Source organism: Kribbella sp. CA-245084 (genome assembly GCF_050942355.1).
Lineage (GTDB): Bacteria > Actinomycetota > Actinomycetes > Propionibacteriales > Kribbellaceae > Kribbella.
In genome coordinates this window covers 2,740,339-2,756,997 of the sequence record NZ_CP192053.1, presented here as the reverse complement: position 1 = coordinate 2,756,997, position 16,659 = coordinate 2,740,339, and the positions used below count along the sequence as shown (strand labels likewise).

The 16,659-nt window shown below is 67.7% G+C and carries 12 protein-coding genes; 7 read left to right on the top strand and 5 right to left on the bottom strand.

Annotated elements, in window-relative coordinates; translation table 11 throughout:
• Nucleotides 1-39: 39 nt before the first annotated feature.
• Together ACQPYH_RS13400 and ACQPYH_RS13395 are read right to left on the bottom strand one after the other, a co-directional pair.
• Nucleotides 40-288, bottom strand: a complete 249-nt coding sequence (locus ACQPYH_RS13400; RefSeq protein ID WP_432890744.1) for a hypothetical protein — start codon at nucleotides 286-288, stop codon at nucleotides 40-42.
• A gap of 13 nt (nucleotides 289-301) precedes the next feature.
• On the bottom strand, nucleotides 302-1,981 hold the full coding sequence (locus ACQPYH_RS13395; protein ID WP_432890742.1) for a sodium:solute symporter family protein: 1,680 nt from the start codon (nucleotides 1,979-1,981) through the stop codon (nucleotides 302-304).
• Nucleotides 1,982-2,148: 167 nt separating this feature from the next.
• Between ACQPYH_RS13395 and ACQPYH_RS13390 the strand changes: the two genes are divergently transcribed.
• The 3 genes from ACQPYH_RS13390 to ACQPYH_RS13380 are packed head-to-tail and all read left to right on the top strand — an operon-like array spanning nucleotide 2,149 to nucleotide 4,407.
• Nucleotides 2,149-2,634, top strand: a complete 486-nt coding sequence (locus ACQPYH_RS13390) for a hypothetical protein (RefSeq protein WP_432890739.1) — start codon at nucleotides 2,149-2,151, stop codon at nucleotides 2,632-2,634.
• Nucleotides 2,631-3,758 carry a sensor histidine kinase gene (locus ACQPYH_RS13385; protein WP_432890736.1) on the top strand — a complete coding sequence of 376 codons (1,128 nt, stop codon included), beginning with the start codon at nucleotides 2,631-2,633 and terminating at the stop codon, nucleotides 3,756-3,758. The genes ACQPYH_RS13390 and ACQPYH_RS13385 overlap by 4 nt, the downstream gene beginning before the upstream one ends.
• Nucleotides 3,751-4,407: a response regulator gene (locus ACQPYH_RS13380; RefSeq protein WP_432890733.1), complete on the top strand. Its 657-nt coding sequence runs from the start codon at nucleotides 3,751-3,753 to the stop codon at nucleotides 4,405-4,407. The genes ACQPYH_RS13385 and ACQPYH_RS13380 overlap by 8 nt, the downstream gene beginning before the upstream one ends.
• Here the strand turns inward: ACQPYH_RS13380 and ACQPYH_RS13375 are convergent.
• Nucleotides 4,404-5,402, bottom strand: a complete 999-nt coding sequence (locus ACQPYH_RS13375) for an endonuclease/exonuclease/phosphatase family protein (protein WP_432890731.1) — start codon at nucleotides 5,400-5,402, stop codon at nucleotides 4,404-4,406. The genes ACQPYH_RS13380 and ACQPYH_RS13375 overlap by 4 nt on opposite strands.
• A gap of 151 nt (nucleotides 5,403-5,553) precedes the next feature.
• Between ACQPYH_RS13375 and ACQPYH_RS13370 the strand changes: the two genes are divergently transcribed.
• The 4 genes from ACQPYH_RS13370 to ACQPYH_RS13355 all read left to right on the top strand — a co-directional run bounded on the left by ACQPYH_RS13370 (nucleotide 5,554) and on the right by ACQPYH_RS13355 (nucleotide 13,141).
• Nucleotides 5,554-6,171, top strand: a complete 618-nt coding sequence (locus tag ACQPYH_RS13370) for a hypothetical protein (RefSeq protein WP_432890728.1) — start codon at nucleotides 5,554-5,556, stop codon at nucleotides 6,169-6,171.
• 819 nt (nucleotides 6,172-6,990) lie between these two features.
• Complete coding sequence (locus ACQPYH_RS13365) at nucleotides 6,991-11,712, top strand: ATP-binding cassette domain-containing protein (RefSeq protein WP_432890725.1); 4,722 nt, start codon at nucleotides 6,991-6,993, stop codon at nucleotides 11,710-11,712.
• Nucleotides 11,709-12,680, top strand: a complete 972-nt coding sequence (locus tag ACQPYH_RS13360; protein WP_432890723.1) for a hypothetical protein — start codon at nucleotides 11,709-11,711, stop codon at nucleotides 12,678-12,680. Before ACQPYH_RS13365 ends, ACQPYH_RS13360 begins: the two co-directional genes overlap by 4 nt.
• Before the next feature lie 38 nt (nucleotides 12,681-12,718).
• Nucleotides 12,719-13,141, top strand: a complete 423-nt coding sequence (locus ACQPYH_RS13355) for a carboxymuconolactone decarboxylase family protein (RefSeq protein WP_432890721.1) — start codon at nucleotides 12,719-12,721, stop codon at nucleotides 13,139-13,141.
• Between the two features lie 103 nt (nucleotides 13,142-13,244).
• Here ACQPYH_RS13355 and ACQPYH_RS13350 read toward each other — a convergent pair whose 3' ends face one another.
• Nucleotides 13,245-14,261 (bottom strand): ABC transporter substrate-binding protein, encoded by a 1,017-nt coding sequence (locus ACQPYH_RS13350; RefSeq protein ID WP_432890718.1) that lies wholly within the window; start codon nucleotides 14,259-14,261, stop codon nucleotides 13,245-13,247.
• A gap of 115 nt (nucleotides 14,262-14,376) precedes the next feature.
• A complete protein-coding gene (locus tag ACQPYH_RS13345; protein ID WP_432890716.1) occupies nucleotides 14,377-16,653 on the bottom strand; it encodes a glycoside hydrolase family 95 protein in 2,277 nt (758 codons plus the stop codon).
• Between the last annotated feature and the right edge of the window lie 6 nt (nucleotides 16,654-16,659).

Sequence of the window (16,659 nt, the reverse complement as noted above, 5' to 3'; positions counted from 1 at the left end):
ACGCCGATGTTCGTCAAACGGACATGCGGCTGCGGCCGGCTACTCCTCGGTCGCGTCTTCCTCGACCGGTACGGCGATCGGCCGCAGCCGGGTCCAGAGCACGAACAGGGCGGTGAACACGAGCATCCCGAGGCCGCCCCAGAGGTTGATGTTGATGCCGGCGGCCTTGTCGATCTCCGCCTGCTTCTCGACGATGCCGAGGATCGTCAGCACCACCCCGTAGATGCCGACCAGGGCCGCGATCACGATCCGGATGTCGAAGGCACCGGCCTTCTTCTTGTCTGCCATGTCGAACCCTCCCTCAGGCGAAGATGATGTTGAGGACGATGGTCAGCGCGAGTGAGATGCCGGCGAGCAGGACCGGCCGGCGGTACCAGCCGCCGTCGCCCGCGACCGCCACCTCGGTGCGCTGTTCCTTCGGCGTCAGCGAATACACCAGGCCGATCAACTCGGTCTCCCGCTTCGGTATCGTCACCAGGCTGACCACCACACTGACCACGATGTCGACCACGAAGGCCGCACCCGCGCCGACGAAGCTGGCGCCCTGACCCGGCAGGTCGATCACGCCGTTCTCGGACAGGATGAAGACCAGGATCGCGGTCGCCGTACCGCTGACCAGACCGATCCAGCCGGCCGTCGCGGTCATCCGCTTCCAGAACATACCGAGGATGAACGTGGCGAACAGCGGCGCGTTGAAGAACGAGAACAGCTGCTGCAGGTAGTCCATCAGGTTGCTGTAACCGGAGGCGATCGCGGCCGTCCCGATAGCGACCAGCGTGCCGGCCACCGTCACGATCCGGCCGGTCCGCAGGTAGAACTCGTCCGGCCGGTCCCTGACGAGGTAGCGCTCGATGATGTCGTACGACATGACCGTGTTGAACGAGCTCAGGTTGGCCGCCATACCGGCCATGAACGACGCCAGCAGACCGGTGATGGCCAGGCCGAGCATGCCGTTCGGCAGCAGGTCGCGCATCAGCAGCAGCAACGCGTCGTTGTAGTCGACCTCGCCCGTGCCGTTCGCCTTGAACTGGGCCAGCTCGGGCACGATCACCGCGGCGATGATGCCGGGGATGATCACGATGAACGGGATGAACATCTTCGGGAACGAGCCGATGATCGGAGTACGCCGGGCCGCGGACATGTTCTTCGACGCCAGCGCGCGCTGGACCTCGGTGAAGTTCGTCGTCCAGTAACCGAACGAGAGCACGAAGCCGAGGCCGAACACGATGCCGATCACGGACAGGAAGCTGTTGCTGAAGCCGCTCAGCGCGTTGCCCGGCCACGCGGACATCTGCTCGGAACCGCCCGGCGACGCGCTCACCTTGTCGACCAGGCCCTGCCAGCCGCCGACCTTGTGCAGGCCGACCAGCGTCAACGGCAGCAGCGCGGCGACGATCACGAAGAACTGCAGCACCTCGTTGTAGATCGCCGCGGACAGGCCGCCGAGGGTGATGTAGCTCAGAACGATGGCCGCGGCAACGATCACCGACACCCAGATCGGCCAGCCCAGCAGCACGTTCACGATGGTGGCCAGCAGGAACAGGTTCACGCCCGCGATCAGCACCTGCGCCAGGGCGAAGCTGATCGCGTTCACCAGGTGCGCGGGCTTGCCGAACCGGCGCAGCATGAACTCCGGCACGCTGCGGACCTTCGAGCCGTAGTAGAACGGCATCATCACGACGCCGAGGAACAGCATCGCCGGGACCGCGCCGATCCAGAAGTAGTGCACGGTCGGGATGCCGTACTGCGCACCGTTCGCCGACATGCCCATGATCTCGATCGCGCCCAGGTTGGCCGAGATGAAGGCCAGGCCGGTCACCCAGGCCGGCAGCGATCGGCCGGACAGGAAGAAGTCCAGGCTGCTCGAGACCGCGCGTCTGGCCAGGTACCCGATGCCGAGCACGAAGACGAAGTACAAGGCGATGATGATGTAGTCGATCGCCGTGGCATCCAGTCTCAGGATGGATTGTTGCGGAAGCATCGTCCCTCCGGATCGTCGCGTGTGACGCAGCGTGGTGTTACCGGTGAGGAACGTTACTCCTACTTTCAACCATGCGGGCGGCGACACCGGCGCCGGATGGTTCTCCACCCGGATCTCCACCCTTGGTCGGTCCTGTGTAGGGACCGGACAGACCTACCGTCCGTGACATGAGCTTCGGAACGTTACCCAACGCACTTGTCGTCATCGCGGTCGTCGTCCTCGTCCTCGCCCGGCGGATGTCCTGGTCCGAGCTGGAGAACTCCGATACCGACGTCTGGCGCGGCCCGCTCGTCCTGATGGGGGTCGGCGTCTACCAGCTGTACGACCGGCACACCGGCCTCGGCTTCATCGACGTCGTACTGCTGGTCATCGGCGCCGCGGTCGCCCTGATCGCCGGCACCGCCTCCGGCCGGGTCGCGCAGGTGGAGCGGCGCGCCGGGAAGGTGTTCTTCCGGCTCGGGATGCCCGGACTCGGCATCATGGTGGCCTACCTGGTCGTGCGGCTCGGGCTCGCTGGAGTCGGGCATCTGCTCGGCGCCTCGATGTCCGGTGGCCCCGCGCTGATGGTCTCGATGGGTGCGAACCTGTTGACTCAGTCTGTGGTCATCCAGAACAAGGCCCATCGCGAGGCAGAGGAGTACAGCACCCGGTGAATCTGAAGGCGCTGCTGCCGACGCGGGCGCACGGTGAGAGCGGCTGGGTCGGCCGGGTCCTCACCGCCGGCGTCGTGGTCGCCGTACTCGCGACCGCGCGCCCCGCGGACGCGTGGGTCTGGGTCATGCTGAGCGTGAGCTTCGTCGTCTTCGCGGTCGGCTCGGTGCTGATGGCGTCTCGTCCGTACGTCGCCCTCGCGCTGCTCTCAGCGGTCGCCGTCGCCAACGCCCTGATCGCCGGCTACCCGCAGTCGAACTCGCTGGCCCTGGTGCTCGTCGCGATCACGGATATCGCCGTGATCGACTTCAAGCGGCACGGCAATCGGCCGATCGTTGCCGCGAGCATCGGTGTCGCGGCAGGCTACGCCGGGTCGGCGTGGTGGTTCGGCCAGCCGGACACCTGGTACTTCACGCAGTTGCTCTGGACCGCCGTACTCGTCGCGTTCGGGTTGAACCGGCGACAGTACGAGGTGCAGGCCAGGCAGACCGAGCAGTTGCTGGAGCAGACCCGGTTGGCGCAGAGCGAGCACGCCCGGGCCGCCACGCTCGAGGAACGCGGGCGGATCGCACGGGATCTGCACGACGTACTCGCGCATTCGCTGGGTGCGTTGAGCGTTCAGCTCGAGGTGGCCGAGGCGCTGCTCGACGAGCGCGGTGATGTGGATGGGGCGTTGGAGCGGGTACGGCGGTCGCGGCGGCTCGCCGTACAAGGGCTGACGGAGGCACGGAACGCGGTCGCTGCGCTGCGGGCCGATTCGGTGCCGGACTTGGCGCAGGCGGTTGCCGCGCTGGCGGAACAGCACGAGAACGACCACGGTACGGCGGTGCGGATGGGCGTCACAGGCACGGTCGCGCGGACCGACTCCGGGGTGACTGTTGCCTTGCTCAACGCTGCTCGGGAGGCGCTGACGAATGCGGCTCGGCACGCACCTGGTCAGCCGATCGAGATGGTGCTCGCCTACTCGGACGGTGTGCGGTTGTCCGTGCGGAACAAGGGGGCGACAGTTGGCGAAGGATTCGGGCTCGCTGGGATGCGCGAGCGGCTCGCCCTCGTCGGTGGGACGCTGATGGCGGGTCCGGACGGGGACGACTGGCTGGTGGTCGCGGAGGTGCCGGATGAGTGACGCGATCCGTGTGGTGGTGGCGGACGATCAGCAGGTCATGCGTGAAGGTCTGGTGGCGCTGCTCGGGCTGATCGACGGTGTCGAGGTCGTCGGCGCTGCCGCGAACGGTGTCGAGGCCGTCGAGCTGGTTGCCACTCTTGTTGCTGAGGGCAACGTTGACGTGGTGTTGATGGATCTGCGGATGCCGGTGCTCGACGGCACCGAGGCGACCGCGCGGATCACGGCCGATTTCCCGGACGTCGCCGTACTGGTGCTGACGACGTACGCCGATGACGCGTCGATCGCGAATGCCCTGCGTGCCGGGGCTCGCGGGTATTTGACCAAGGACGCCGGCCGTGCCGAGATCGGTGCCGCGCTGCGGTCGACCGCTGCCGGGCAGTCCACGTTCGATCCCGAGGTGTCGAAGCGCTTGATCGCGGGGCTGGCGCCCGAGTCGTCCGGCAACGACGGGCTGACCGCGCGGGAGACCGAAGTACTGCGGTTGATCGCGCGCGGGCTGAGCAATCCGGAGATCGCCGGGAAGCTGTTCATCAGCGAGGCGACCGTGAAGACGCACATCAACAACACGTTCGCGAAGATCGGCGCGCGGCACCGCGCGGAGGCGGTCCGGTACGCCTATCGGAAGGGGATCGCCTCAGACCCCCTCTAAATTCGTAGCTCGGCGACGACGGGGCGGTGGTCGCTGCCCGTCGGCTTCATCACCCAGGCCTTTGTGGGGGTGACGCCGCGTACGAGGATGTGGTCGATCCGCGCCATCGGGAACTTCGACGGCCAGGTGAAGCCGAACCCGGTGCCGGCCGCGCCTTGCGCCGAGCGCAGTCCGGCCGTCAGCGGGGCGAGGCTTCGATCGTTCGCCGTACCGTTGAAGTCGCCCATCACGATCACGCCGGCCAGCGTCTCGTCGGCGATCTGGCGGCCGAGCGCCTTGATCGTGTTGTTGCGCTGATCCGACGTGAAGCCGCTGGTGCCGACGCGCACGGAGGCGAGGTGGGCGACGTACACCGCGACCTTGCCCTCCGGCGTGCTGACCTCTGCCCGCAACGCGCGGGTCCAGGCGAAGCCGACATCGACCGACTTGGTCTCCACCACCGGGTACTTCGACCAGAGGGCGACTGTGTCGCGGGACACCTCGTACGGGTACTTCGAGGCGAACGCGGCCTTGTAGATCTTGAGGTCCGACGCGGTGAGCTCCTCGAGCGCCATCACGTCCGCGTCGGCGCCGAGCAGATCGCTCGCAGTCGCCTTCGGGTCCGGGTTGGCGGCGTCGACGTTGTGCGTGAGGACGCGCAGGTCGTATGCGCCGCCGGAGCCCTTGCCCGGGAGCAGCAGATCGCCGAACATCACGCCCCACACGAGCGCGGGAACGAGCAGGGCGACGCCGGCCGTCGCGGAACGCCGTACCAGAGCTGCGACGCCGAGGATCGGCACGGCCAGGCCGACCCAGGGCAGGAACGTGTCGAGCAGGCTGCCGAGGTTGCCGATCGAGTTCGGAACGTAACGATGGAAGATCAGCGTCGCCGCGGACAGGATCGCCAGCACCGCGATGAACCAGCCACGACGCCACATACCGCCCTTTCTCCGTCGGCGCGTGCTGCGCGACGGCGGCGGTTGGCGGGTGGCGACTGCGGTCTGGCGGTCCGGCATGCAGCGATTGTTGCGGACGTCGGGTCCGGACCAAAGTCCGTGCGCAGTCAAGTACGGCGATTTCATCCGTCCGGAGGACCGTTCCGACCGTTCTGATGAGGAATCTGTGAGAGCTCTGGTGCCGCTGCGTGACAGCGCCGACAATGCCCGTATGCCGACAGCGCATCAACTCAGCGAGCCGTTCGTCGTCAAACGCCACGGAATCGGCACCACGACGACCGCGCTCGCACTGGGGACTGTGGTGTTCGGGCTGATGGTGGCGCTGACTCTGGTGATCGTCGTCGTGCAGGCGATCCGCGGCGAATCGATCCGGGAGCCGCTGGAGGCCGTGTGGCTGGCGTGGGGCGGTACGCCGCTGATCTTTGCGGTCGGGCTGCCGATCTTGCTGCTTGTGGGGGCGATCACGGCGCTGGAGGAGCGGCGTGAGTCGGACGATGACGACGTACTGCTGACTGTTGACGAGTCGGGGATCTATCTGGGCGGCGAGCAGCCGCGAGCGATCCCTTGGGGGCAGATCCGCGGGGTGTGCCGGCTGGAACGCCACGAAGTCAACGACGCGGGCGACGAGATTTGGGAACCCCGGCTGGTCGTGATGTTGCTGGACGAGGCGGCACTTCCGCGCAGCACGAAGGCGTGGGGCCCGTCGTGCCCGTGGCCGGGTAGTCACGAGATCCTCGGCCGGTCCCTCCCGTACGACGAACTCGTCACAGCCGTCGCCCAACGAGCCCCCCACATCCAAGTAACCAACCGCGGCCGAGTCGCCGACTGAACGCGTGTTGAGCCTGCCCCCGCGTGCTTGGTGGGTCAAGGCGGGCTGGAGATGGCGCGAGGGTGGTCCACCCCCGCGCGCTGCGCAGTCGCTACCTTCGTCGCGGCGCTCCTCAGCGCAACCGCTACGCGTGCCCCCACCCACCCCCGGCTGCCGCCGGTGCACCCCTTCCGGCTACCGCCGGGAGCTGCCGGCTGCCGCCGACGGTCGACTGCGGCCGGATCCTGCGTGAGGCGCTGTCGCAGGTGAGGCGCTGTCGTGGGTGCGGCCGCTGTCGTAGATGAGGCGCCGTCGGGGTGCGCCCGTACGGAGGGCGGCGTGTGCCGTGGTGAGCGGAGCTGGATTGGCGCGTGAAGGGCGCCGTGGTGGGTGATGCGTGCGTGGTGGGCGGAGGTGAGTTGGCATATGAAGGGTGCCGCGGTGAGTGAAGCCTGCTGTGGTGGGCGGAGGTGACTTGGCGCGTGACGCGCGCCGCGGTGGGTGACGCGTGCCGTGGTCGACGGAGGTGGCATGGTGCGTGAGGTGTGAGGCGTGAGGCGTGAGGTGTGAGGCGTGAGGCGTGAGGCGTGAGGCGTGAGGCGTGAGGCGTGCCATGGTGGGCGGACATGGCTTGGCGCGTCACGCGTGCCGTGGTTGGTGACCCGTGCCGCAGTGGGTAAAGCGTGCCCCGGCGGGTGAAGCGTGCCGTGGTGGTTGCCTGGAGCAACGGGGAGGGGTGGGTTTCCTGTGTCTGCCAGGTGATTCGGGTTGCAGCGGCTGCAACGCTGAGCGAAACGCAAAGGGGTCGTTCCTGTAGGTGATAGCTGCGAGGATGGCGGGGTGGAGCGGCGGCGCGTGGGAGACGACGCGGTTCGGCGTGCTCGTGGTCAGGGGCGCCTGCGTGGGCGGGTGGTCGACGTACGGGGGGCTGCTGAGCACAATCTGCGGGATGTTGATGTGGCTTTCGGGCCGGGGTTGACGGCTGTTGTTGGGGTTTCGGGGTCGGGGAAGTCGTCGTTGGCGTTTGATGTGGTTTATGCCGAGGCGCGGCGGCAGTTCCTGGACTCGTTGGCGCTTGGGGGGAACAGCGCGCGGGTTCCGGCTGCGCGGGTTCGGCGGATCGAGGGGCTGGGGCCGGCGGTGGCCGTGGCTCAGAACGTGCTCAACACGAACCCGGCCTCGACGCTGGCTACGTCCGTCGGGCTGCATCCGTTCTTGCGGATCTTGTACTCGCGGTTTGCCGAGGTCGAATGCCCGCACTGCCACGTGCCGGTCCGGGCGCTTTCCGCCGAGGAGCGCCTGACCACCGCCCTGGACCTGCTCGCCAACAACGACGATCTCGACGTCGAGGTCGCGATCGTACGCGGACTGACGGGAAGCCACGCGCGCCTGCTCGCCGGCATCCGAGGACAGTTCGCCCAGGTCACCGTCGACGGGCGACCCCGCTCAGCGACCTCAAGGACCCGTCTGGACCCGGCCCTCCCCCACGACATCGTCGTACGAGTGGCCACACTCCAACCGGGCATGACAGCAGCCGAGGTCCGGGCGACGCTGGAGCGAGCCGACGCATTGGCCAGGCCCGAGGTGCTGCTCGGTGGTACGCCGGTACTGCGCGCGCCGATCTGTCCGCAGTGTGGCGCATGGGTCCGGCCGCTCGCACCGTCGGCGTTCCGGGGTGACAACGACACCTCGTCACACCGCATCGCCGGTGTCACCCTTCAGGAGCTGACCGCTCGATCCGTGACCGAGGTCCTCGAGTTCGTGCAAGAGCTCGAGTCGCGCGCTCGACGCATCCAGGACGAGTTGCTCAGACGCCTGCGTCCGCTACAAGAGCTCGGCCTCGGGTACCTCGCCCTCGACCGGCCGATGCCGACGCTGTCGCGCGGTGAGGCGCAACGAACCCGGCTCGCCGTCGTACTGTCGGGCCGCCTCGAAGACCTGCTGCACGTTCTCGACGAGCCGACGATCGGGTTGCACCACAACGATCTCAGCCGACTCCTCGACGCCATCGCAGCTCTCCCCGGACCGGTGCTGATGGTCGAACACGACCCGCTGGCCGTCGCCATGGCCGACGACGTCGTGGAGATCGGTCCCGGCGGCGGAGATGGCGGAGGACGGTTGGTCTTTCAGGGTCCGCCCGCAGAGCTGTGGCGAGCCGGCACAGCCTCGGGCATCGGCTTCTCAGGTGGCACACGCCGACAGCGAGCACAACGCCCGGTATCCGACGACCGGATCCGCATCACGGGCGCGAACCTGCGCAACCTCCGCGCTGTCGACTGCGAGATCCCGCTCGGCTCGCTGACCGTGATCACCGGGCCGTCGGGAGCAGGCAAGACCACCCTCACCCAGAAGGTGCTGCTGGCGTCGCTAAGGGATCGCGGCCCGATCGGATGTACGGCGTTCGACGCGCCGGCGACGCGCGCTCGTGCGGTGGATCAGGCTCCGCTGGGCAACAACCCGCGGTCGAATCCGGCGACGTACACCAAGGTGCTCGACCGGATCCGCGACGTCTTCGCGAACGAGACCGGACGATCACCGTCGGACTTCACCTTCAACCGCGCGGAGGGTGCCTGCCCGGACTGCGAGGGCATGGGAGCGGTCGCGATCGGCCTGAGCTATCTGGCGCCGATCTGGGTTCCGTGCGAGGCGTGCGACGGCCGGCGCTACCGTCCCGAGGTCCTCGATGCGACCTGTGCGGGCCGGTCGATCGCCGACGTACTGGCTCTGAGCGTCGACGAGGCCATCGGGGTGTTCGCCGAGCACCCCGCGGTGAACCGGATTCTTCAACCCCTGCAGGAGGTCGGGCTTGGCTATCTGACGCTCGGGCAGCCGTCTCCGAGCCTGTCCGGTGGGGAGGCTCAACGCGTACGGCTCGCTCGTGAGGTGGCCAAGGCGCGGTCTGGCGACCTCGTGCTGCTCGACGAACCCACGACAGGCTTGCATCCCGGCGACCTCGATCGGCTGCTCGCGGTACTCGACCGGCTGACGGGCAGCGGTTGCACGGTGGTCGTCGTCGAACACCAGCCTGACGTGATTGCCGCCGCAGACTGGCGCATCGATCTAGGCCCGGGCGGCGGTCCCGACGGCGGACGTCTGCAGCATTGCGGGCCATCCGTTGCCGACAAGCAACCGCCGGTGCGGCCTCGCGCCAAGCCGCGCACTGATCGTCGTTCCAGCGACGCCATCCGGGTACGAGGCGCCCGCGCGCATAACCTGCAGGGAGTCGACGTCGACTTCGCCAAGGACCGGTTCACTGTCGTCACTGGCGTATCGGGTTCGGGCAAGTCGTCGTTGGTCCACGACGTCCTCGAGTCGGAGGCGACCCGACGGCTGCTCGAATGCTTGTCGGTCTATGAGCGGCAGTCGGTCCGCGAGGGTCCGGAGGCTCCGGTCGACTCCTTGACCGGCCTGGGTACGACGATGAGCATCGACCCGTCCGGCCTGGGCTTCGACGGGCGCGGGCCGGGCTTCTACGTCTGGGATGCCGACCGGGTGACCGTCGGCCGGTCCAGCGACCTCGACCGCCTGCTCGCCGTGGTCATCGCGAAGGCCGGCGTCCGCACCTGCCTTGCCTGCGGACATGAGGCCGTACGCCGGACGTCCCCGAAGCCGGAGTCACCGTGGAGCTGCACCGAATGCGGCACCAGCGCGGTGCCGATCGAGCCGCGGCATCTGGTGGGGTCACCCGCGTCGATCTGTCCGCAGTGCCTGGGTCTCGGAGTCGAGCGAGAGTTCGAATTCGCCAAGCTGATCGTGCATCCGGAGGTGCCTACCCTCGGCGGCGTTTTCGGCGGCAGTCTGGCATGGTTCGGCACGACCGTCGGCGAGGAGCCGCCGATCCGGTCGCTGGCCGAGCGCTACCAGTTCGACCTGGATCACACGCCCTGGAAGGCGTTGAGCGACGAGGCCCAACACGCCGTCCTGTACGGCGATGCGTCCTGGCGCGGGTTGAACGCGTGGGCCGCGAACGATGTCGGCGGCAAGGAATCGACCGCGTTCCCGTGTCGGGCGTGCGCTGGCCGGCGGCTGCGTACGCCGTACCTGACGATCCGCCTGCAGGGACTCGCGCGGGACGAGTTCTTTGCAACCTCGCTGGCCGAGCTGGAGGTCGTACTGACCTCGATGGAAGTGCCCGACGATCCACAGGCCGCGGACGCCCGGACGATCGCGCTGCGCCGGCTCGGCTTCTTGCGTGCCGTCGGGCTGGGGTACCTCTCGTTGAACCGTTCGACCTGGACGCTCTCGGCCGGCGAGGCGCAGCGGATCAAGCTGGCGTCGGTGCTCGGCGACGGACTGGTCGGCATGACGGTGCTGCTGGACGAACCGTCGAGAGGCCTGCATCCCTCCGAAGTAAGCGCATTGGCCCGGACGCTGACCGAATTGCGGGCCGCCGGCAACACGGTGATCGCCGTCGAACACGACCCGATCATCATCCGCGCGGCCGACGACGTGATCGAGATCGGCCCCGGCGCCGGGCCGTCCGGCGGTCGCCTGGTCGGGCTGGACAGCGCGCAGTCGGTGACGCGAGCTCTTATGGACGGACAAGTTCCGGCGGTACGCCGCGACCGCCGCCGGGAGCCGACCGGTTGGATGAAGGTGACCGGAGCGCGGGAGAACAACCTCCACGGACTCGATGCCGACGTACCCCTCGGCGTCCTGGTCGGCGTCTGCGGGGTGTCCGGGTCGGGGAAGTCGTCGCTCGTCGTCGACACCGTCGCGCTGGGTCTCGCCCGGCCGAAGACCAACATTCCCGGCCGCGGTGCGATCCGCCTACGGCCCGGCGACCACGACACCATCTCCGGTGCGCCCACGCGAACGGTCGTGGCCGACCAGTCCCGCGCCGAGATCACGTCACCGGGCATGTTCCTCGGGCTCATCGGCGCCGTACGCAAGGAGTTCGCCGCGAGCAAGGCCGCGATCGAGCAGGGCATCACGATCAAGGACCTGAGCTACGGCTGCGACGCCTGCAAGGGCAAAGGCGTGTGGCAGCAGGACATGTCGTTCCTGCCGTCGGTTCGCCAGACCTGCGATGCCTGCGGCGGATCCGGCTATCGCCACGAGGCCGCCGCCCTCCTCGATCGGGGCCGGAGCCTCACCGACATCGAAGCGCTCACTATCGCCGAACTGGTCGACGAGTGGGGCGACCTCGACGCCGTACGCCGGATGGGCGGCGCCGCTGTCGAGCTCGGACTCGGCTACCTCGTACTGCGGCAACCAGGCTGGAGCCTGTCGGGTGGCGAAGCGCAGCGGCTCAAGCTTGCCAAGGAGTTCGCCCGTACGACGAAGGCAACCGCGCTGTACGTGCTCGACGAACCCACGGTCGGCCTCCAAGCCACGGATGTCGCCGTACTCGTCGGCACGCTCGACACACTCGTTGCTGCGGGCAACAGCGTGCTCGTGGTCGAGCACGATCCGGCCTTCCTTGCCGCCTGCGACTGGCTGATCGAGCTCGGACCGGGCGCCGGACCGGACGGCGGCCGGATCGTCTTCGAGGGTCCACCCGATGCTCTTGTGGAAGCAGCCACCGCGACCGCGCCCTACCTTCGGGGGATGCTGTCATGAACGTCGGCACCCTACTGCTCGGGGATCCGTCCCCTTCCCTGCGATGGCGGGCGGCGCGCGAACTGGAAGGCGCCGAGGACGCCGAGGTTGCCTCATGGCGTACCGAGATTGATCGGAGCCCGGAGGTCGAGGCACTCGTCTCGCGGCTGGCGGCAGCCGGGCCTTACGACGCGGGCCATCTGCTGTGCCAGCTGGCGTACCTCGGCTATCGCGGGCCGGCTATCGCGAGCGCGGTCGAGAAGATCTTCGGTTTGCAGCAATCGGATGGCTCGTGGTCGGTTCCCGGCCCGATCGAAGGTCCTCGCTTCATCACAATGCACACCGTCGTACCGCTGCGTGGGATCGCCGCCGCGGGCTTCGCGACCGATCCGCAGACCGAGCGTGCCTATGAGTGGCTGCTCGGCGCACGCCTCGACGACGGATCGTGGCCGGCCGGGCCCAAAGCCGACCTCGGAGAGGCGGGTCGTCCAGCTCCGCCAGAGAAGGAGTACCGCCGGCTGACCCGAGGGCTCGGTTGCCGATCGGCGACGACCGGCGCTGTCGCCTGCCTGGCGATGCATCCCGAGCGACGGCGATCCGATGCTGCGCGGATCGGCGTCGACCATCTGCTCGCCCGCGAGACCCGAGATGCGTCGACGATCGGTTGGGAGGTGTCGCGGCTCGTCGGTCTCGAACGTGCGATGGGACAGATCACGTTCTACGCCACCTTCGACCTCGCCTTCCTGCTCGACCTCGCCTCACGATGCGGCGTCTCCCCGCAGGACCGCCGGATCCACGACCTGGTCGACTACATCGAGGGCCTCCGCGGGCCTTACGGCCTCTGGCAACACGCTGTCCATCCGCAGCTCGCCGGCTGGCTGACCCTCGATCTCGAGACCAGCCTCCGCCGCCTCGAGTCCGGCGACTGGATCGGCAACGAAGAGCCCGCCGACTTCACGCCGTACCAGCGCGGTCGACGCCGGTACTAGGACTGCTCGTCGGCCGGTCGCGGGTTAGCGTCGGATGCATGACGGCTCCAGACATCAACAGCCCCGAAGAGCAACTCCGCTACCAACGAGGCCTGGAGGTGATGAACGCCGTCGACGGCGGCTCCGCCCCCGCCGTAATGGAAAACCTCGCCGACATCGCCCCGGCATTGGCCCACCACATCGTCGCGTTCGGCTTCGGCGACATCTACTCACGCCCCGGCCTGGACCCCAAGCAACGCCAACTCGTCACCCTAGGCATCCTCACCGCCCTAGGCGGCTGCGAACCCCAACTAGAGGTCCACATCCGCACATCCCTCAACGTAGGCCTAACCCCAACCGAAATCGTCGAAGCCCTCACCCACGCGGCCGGCTACACCGGCTTCCCCCGAGCCCTCAACGCGATCGGTGTAGCCAAACGAATCTTCACCGAACGCAACCTACTGCCGGTCAAGGAGAACTAAGGCCGGATCGCCAGGCCATCACAATCGCGTGAACCGTGCCGCTGCCAGGCTGCGATCGTCGTCGACCTCACAGTTGTGATGGGCTGGCGATCCGCGAAGCTGGCTAGCCCTTAGGGCCGAGGAGTTTCTCGAGGTCGGAGAGGACGTCCATGGCGCCTAGTGGGCCGAGGCCCAGGAACCAGACTTCGTCGTCGACGCGTGCCGACTGGCCGGCCTTGACCGCAGCCAGGGACTTCCACAGGTTGCCGTTGACGACCTTGTTTTCGTCGGTGGTGTCGGGCTTTCCGTAGCTGGAGTAGAAGATCCAGTCGCCGGCGGCTTTGCCGATGTTCTCCTGTGACACCTCGACCGCGAGGTCCTGCACGTCCTGGATCTTGGGGCGCGGCAGGCCGATGTCCTTCAGGATGACACCGATGAAGGACAGGTTGCCGTACAGCCGGATCTCCCCGGGCCGGAAGCGCACGAGCGAGATGGTCGGCGAACCCTGGACCTTGGACTTCACCTCGTTGGCGCGCTTCTGGTAGTCGTTCAGGATTCCGGTGGCCTTGGCCTCCTCGCCGACCGCGTCCGCGACCAGCAGGAAGTTCTCCTTCCACGGAAACCCGGGGCGGATGCTGAACACCGTCGGCGCGATCGCGCTGAGCTTGTCGTACAGGTCGTTCGCGCGCAGCTTGCTGCCGAGGATGAGGTCGGGCTTGAGTGCGGCGATCGCCTCGAGGTTGAGTTCGCTGATGCCGCCGACCGTCTTGATGCCCTGCGCCTTGTCCGCGAGGTACGACGGTACGCCGTTCTGCCCCGCGGTCGTGGCCATGCCGACCGGCGTGATGCCCAGGGCGAGTACGTCGTCCAGCTCGCCGCTGTCGAGCACGACCACGCGCGACGGCTTCGCGGGGATCTGCACGGAGCCGAGCGCGCCCTTGACGGTCCGCGGGAACGCACCGGGCGCGGCGTCCGAGCCGAGTTTCGCGGTCTCGGCGTCGGCGGTGCTGAACAACCGCCCGCCGGTCGCCACGTCCTTGTCCCCGACCCCGGTGTCCGCACTCTTGGTGGTGTCACCACCACCGCAGCCCGCCGCGAGCAGTACGGCGGCCGACACGACGATCCCTATCAGCTTCTTCACGAACGTTGAGCCTACAACAACCAAGGTTAGGCAGTCCTAACCAGGTCCACTTTGTGCACCGATCAACCACGCCAGGACGGCGGAAACGGTTGGTCGGTGCTCAAAGAGGCCGTGGTCAGGTGAGGGTGCGCTGCTCGCCGGCGGCGAGGGTGATGGTGACGATGTTGTCGGGCGTCAGCGCGATGCGGTGTGTGCCGGCCCGCGTCGCGCGTACGTCGGCCTCCGCCAGTACGCCTCCCCGCCACGTGACGTCGAAGGTCAGACCACCTCGTGCGCGCAAACCGCGGAACGACCCGTCAGGCCACTCGGACGGCAGCGCCGGCAGGACGCGGATCACGTCGGTGTGGCTCTGTAGCAGTAGCTCCGGGATGCAGCCGGTCATGCCGAAGTTCGCGTCGATCTGGAAGATGTCGCCGTCGCGGTGCAGGAGGTTGTCGGACACCAGCCGACTCAAGTAGTCCTGAATCACCTCCGCCGCCTTCGAAGGCTCAAACAGTCGGGCCCACAGCGCCACCAACCAGGCCGCGGTCCACCCACCATTCACAGCACCATCAGTACGCAGGTCCAACGAAGCTCGAGCGGCCGCGGCCCACTCCGGCGTACGGGCCGGGTCGATCTCGGCGCCCGGATACAACCCGTAAAGATGCGACTGATGCCGATGCTGCGGCTCGGACGGCGGCCAGTCCGTCGGCCACTCGAACAGCCGCCCGTCCGGCGTCACCCGCACCGAAGGCAGACGATCACGAGCCGCCGCAGCACGCGAAACCAACGATGAGTCGAGCCCCAGGACCGCAGCGGCTTCAGCCAGGTTCGCGAACAGCTCGCGGATCAGCCAGATGTCGTACGTCGAGGTCAGGTCAACGGAAGCCTTCGAACCCGACGGCAAGATGAAGTGATGCTCCGGCGCCGTCGACGGGATGAACTGCAGCACCCCGTCGCCGTCCTCGACGAGCATCGAGAGCACGAACTCCGCGGCGCCCGCGATCAACGGGTACGCGCGGTCGCGCAGGAAATCCACGTCCACCGTGAACCGGTAGTGCTCCATCAGATGCGCAGTCAGCCAGACCCCGCACGTCGCGCACATCGCCCAGACGGGATCGTCACCACCCGCGCCGACCGGCCAGGTCGCGCGCCACAGGTCCGCGTTGTGATGCGAGACCCAGCCCTGTGCGTCGTACAGAATCCGAGCAGTCTCGGCACCGGATGAGGCCAAGCCCTCGATCAAGTCGACCAATGGGTCGAAGCACTCGTGAAGGCCGGTCAGGTCGGCCGGCCAGTAGTTCATCTGGGTGTTGATGTTGTTGGTCCAGTCGCTGGCCCACATCGGCCGGCGGTCCTGGTTCCAGATGCCTTGCAGGTTGGCCGCCTGCGTCCCCGGGCGGGAGGACGCCATCAACAAGTATCGTCCGAAGTTGAACATCAGCGCGACCAGATCCGGATCGTTGCCCCCGGCAGCTACTTCCTTGATCCGCTCGTCGGTCGGCAGATCACTTGGCACACCCAACGAAAGCGACGCCCGGTCATACAAGGCGACATGGTCCTCGACGTGCCGCTCACGAAGCTTGTCCACAGCAACCGAATCCAACACCTCAACCGCAGACCGCAGAGCAACTAACGGATCCCGTCCCGGCGGCACCGACCACCCCGCGAAAGTACTTGCCGCCGACAACACGACCGTCACACGGGATGCACCACGGACCACAACGCCGGAGTCCGAGGCAACAACCGTCCCACCATCAGCAAGAGCCCGGAGCGCGACACCGAACCCGATCCCGCGCCCTTGTTCGTACCGGATCGGGTCCGGCCGATCCCGGTACTCGATCGTCAGATCCGACGGCGCCTGCCCGACCACACCATAAGTGCCATCAGCAACTTCCGCCGCGACCGGATGCTGACTCTCCAACGAGACCGAGAGATCGACAGCACCCGGCCGGTCGGCCGTGATCGTCCACACCATCACCTGGTCCGGCGTGGACACGAAGGTCTCACGCCGGAACCGCGTCCCATCCACTGTGTATTCCACACCGACAATGCCGGTGCGCAGATCCAAACTCCGCCTGTAGTCCGCACCCACGCCGACCGACCGGATCACCAGGTCGGCGAGCGGCTGGTACGACTCCACCAACGGACCCTGTAATGCACGGGTCCGCTCGGTGGCCGCCAGCCGATCACCTTCCTCCAGCAACAACCGTCGTACGTCGGCCAGCACCGCCGGCCCGTCCGGCACCGTCAAGGTGCGCGGACCGTCGCCCGACCAGACATCGTCGAGGTTGAGCGCGATCCGCTCCTCGCCGACCCGGCCGAACACCTTCCCGCCGAGATGCCCGTTGCCTACCGGCAACGCCTCGAACCAATCAGGTGCAGGGGTGCGGAACCACAGTTCGTGCGACATGAAGAG